The organism is Candidatus Methanoperedens nitratireducens (assembly GCF_900196725.1).
GTDB lineage: Archaea > Halobacteriota > Methanosarcinia > Methanosarcinales > Methanoperedenaceae > Methanoperedens > Methanoperedens nitroreducens_A.
In genome coordinates this window covers 1-2572 of sequence record NZ_FZMP01000102.1, presented here as the reverse complement: position 1 = coordinate 2572, position 2572 = coordinate 1, and the positions used below count along the sequence as shown (strand labels likewise).

The 2572-nt window shown below is 39.6% G+C and carries 4 protein-coding genes; 1 reads left to right on the top strand and 3 read right to left on the bottom strand.

Features of this window, described 5'->3' with window-relative positions; translation table 11 throughout:
• Positions 1 to 50 precede the first annotated feature (50 nt).
• Positions 51 to 647, bottom strand: coding sequence for a hypothetical protein (locus tag MNV_RS07720; RefSeq protein WP_096204984.1), 597 nt, complete (start codon positions 645 to 647; stop codon positions 51 to 53).
• 270 nt (positions 648 to 917) lie between these two features.
• Positions 918 to 1310 (bottom strand): SIR2 family protein, encoded by a 393-nt coding sequence (locus MNV_RS07715; RefSeq protein ID WP_096204982.1) that lies wholly within the window; start codon positions 1308 to 1310, stop codon positions 918 to 920.
• A gap of 154 nt (positions 1311 to 1464) precedes the next feature.
• On the opposite strand from MNV_RS07715, the gene MNV_RS07710 reads away from it, so the two are divergent.
• On the top strand, positions 1465 to 1869 hold the full coding sequence (locus MNV_RS07710; RefSeq protein ID WP_096204981.1) for a DUF1699 family protein: 405 nt from the start codon (positions 1465 to 1467) through the stop codon (positions 1867 to 1869).
• Between the two features lie 112 nt (positions 1870 to 1981).
• Here MNV_RS07710 and tnpA read toward each other — a convergent pair whose 3' ends face one another.
• The gene (gene tnpA / locus MNV_RS07705; protein ID WP_096204979.1) at positions 1982 to 2434 is read right to left on the bottom strand and encodes an IS200/IS605 family transposase; all 453 of its coding nucleotides are present in this window, start codon (positions 2432 to 2434) and stop codon (positions 1982 to 1984) included.
• Between the last annotated feature and the right edge of the window lie 138 nt (positions 2435 to 2572).

Here is a 2572-nt window from a genome sequence, read left to right as displayed (position 1 = left end):
TACTTAATTTAGGCAGAGTTAAGGATTAACCACTCCTGTCGGTGTAGCTATTACAATGGGTTCAGACGTGGGTGTGAGAGCGGGAGTTGGCGTAGGAGGAGGTGTCGGTGTGGGTGTGAATTCCCGCGTGTGCCTGAATGAAAGGTTTCCGGCATTATCTTTGCATCCACCTTCTGTCCGTTCACGGATAGGGTGATCGTTATCTGGTACGTACCAGCAAGGTTCCTTCCCAGCATCTGCTGCTTTGTCTGAAAATATGCACTGATCGGCTTGACAGTTCCAGGCGTTATATTTTCGTCAAAATCGATTTTAAATGTTCTTGTCTTTTTGTCATCACCCATGAATTTGAGCGCAAGGTTCGCTATGGTATCATCCAGCGTCTCGGCTTTTGATCTTAGTTCGACCGACTCTTTAGTAATATTTTCAGCACCCGCATTGGCTATGATAAGTTCTGCTGTAACATTTTCTCCCGCTCTGATGTCGCTTGGGACCAGCTTAACATCAATGATTTTCCCATTGAGATTAGGATTTGCAAGTTGGACATTTTGAAGTTCGTCCGGGAGAGTAGCGCCAGTAGATTTCGAACCTGTACAGCCTGAAAAAGCAACTATTAAAAGAAGTAATACGACTGGTGCTGATTTTTTCATCGGGTCGCCTCTACTTTATATGGCAACAATCCTTAAGAACATTTCTCATATGGTGGCTGAAACCTTCAACTTAAGGGTTTATATTATGAAAATTCATACTCTATGAACTTAAGAAAAAGTAATAGGTATTTCATAGAGTATGAATTTAGTGAAACAATTAGTAAAATGGTTACAAGTAAGAGCCTTGCCAGTTTTTGGGTGGGAGTCAAATAGTTAATCCGCTCTCCTACCTATTTCCCACCTCGAACCATTCCTTAAAACTGCTCTGTTTCAGCTAGTTTTCTTCGCCACCGCTCCCATTGCTAAAGCCTGCTCAACCCACATCATATCTTTCATAACAAGCACTATTTTATCTCGTAGTGGGTAATTTTCTACTGAGTTCTTGAGAAGTTCGCCATATTTCTGATTCTTGCTTATTTCCACAGTGAACGGCGCGGGGTCTTCAATTAAGGTAGTATCGTATCCCTTCCTCTCCAAGAGCTTCATCACTTTATTTCTCTCCCCTGCTGTTGGCATTTTGAAACGGTACCGTTGCTTCTCATAAAACGGTTCAAGTTCCCTGAATAGTTCCGGATCATCGAAGAACTGCTTGAAATAATAAGCGCCGTTAATCTTGAAGATATTGATGCGGGGGCGCTTTTCTGTTATGTCAAAGTAAGGCATGAATATATATTAGACCTGAAGACTGATAAACAATTCGACATCGATAGACACGGCCTTTAAAAATATTTGGATAACTTTTTATACTATGTGGTAAAGTTATACTGCATAGAAAACTGTAGAGAAAAGTGGTTTAAAATTGAAATGGGAGGTTCATATGAGAATAAGAGTAGTAAGTTCAAAGGAGGAGATAAATTCCCTCGGTAAAGGTGAAAAGATAATTCACCTTGCTTTCAGGCCTTCTAACAAGGATATTTTCACATTAGTGCGAACATGTCCTGGCGTGAAAGCAATACATATACCAAGTTCGTATATGAGGACAGTATCAAATTCTACGAAGATGTTCCTTAATATGCAGGGTGTTGAATTATTGGAAGGCGATGTATGGGGGCATAGAAAAGACATTAACGAATATTCTGAGATTAAGCCTGAGGTTTTTGACAGAATACAGGAACTTAAGGCAGAGAGCTTATCCGAATCTGATCTGCTTAACCGATTGGGAAGAGAGACCCAACTTAGTAAAGATTTAATAAAATTCCTGTTGAAAGAGAAGGTAAAATAAATAGCTCTCTTCTGATTCTGGTTTTTCAAAAGAGTTGTCGAAGGATATCTATAATACTTATCGAAAGAATGAATCACCCCGCAGCAAGCTGCGAGGTATCTGGTGCCCGTTGTTAGTCTAGGCAGTCAAATAGCGTCGGCTCACTGCGATGTATTTGCTTATAACTTTTTCCTTGTTCACGGACATAATTGGCAATAACTTTTTCATTGCCATAATGCCCTACTGTATTGATGTAATATCCGTTTGACCAGAATTTACCGCCCCAGAGAAATTTTCTTACTTCGGGGTGTTTAGAGAATATCTCTCTGGCTGTGATGCTTTTCAGAATTTGCACCATTCGGCTTGGCAACATATTCGGTATTGATTGCAGAAGAAAATGTATATGATCTTCGTCTGTGCCAATTTCAACAAAGTGAATTTCGTATCTCTTGCTGATTTCAAAACAGGTTTGCTCTATGGTTTGCTCGAGTTCTTTGTTGATTATATCCAATCGATATTTTACCGGACAAACGAGATGGTACAGCATTAGATTCTTATTGTGTCTTTTGTGAATATGATCACTCATTTATCCATTATACCACATAGCAGAGTTTTACCCCGCAGCAAGCTGCGAGGAATTCTTTAGATTAAAATAATAACAATGCGTAATATCACTCGGGAGTCTATATGAAATCTGAGACTTTTTATTATTTTCTGGTTAAAC

What these genes read in the sequence shown, in the direction of transcription:
- MNV_RS07720 (WP_096204984.1), bottom strand. Translation starts at nt 647, where the DNA reads ATGAAAAAATCAGCACCAGTCGTATTACTTCTTTTAATAGTTGCTTTT.
- MNV_RS07715 (WP_096204982.1), bottom strand. Translation starts at nt 1,310, where the DNA reads ATGCCTTACTTTGACATAACAGAAAAGCGCCCCCGCATCAATATCTTC.
- MNV_RS07710 (WP_096204981.1), top strand. Translation starts at nt 1,465, where the DNA reads ATGAGAATAAGAGTAGTAAGTTCAAAGGAGGAGATAAATTCCCTCGGT.
- tnpA (WP_096204979.1), bottom strand. Translation starts at nt 2,434, where the DNA reads ATGAGTGATCATATTCACAAAAGACACAATAAGAATCTAATGCTGTAC.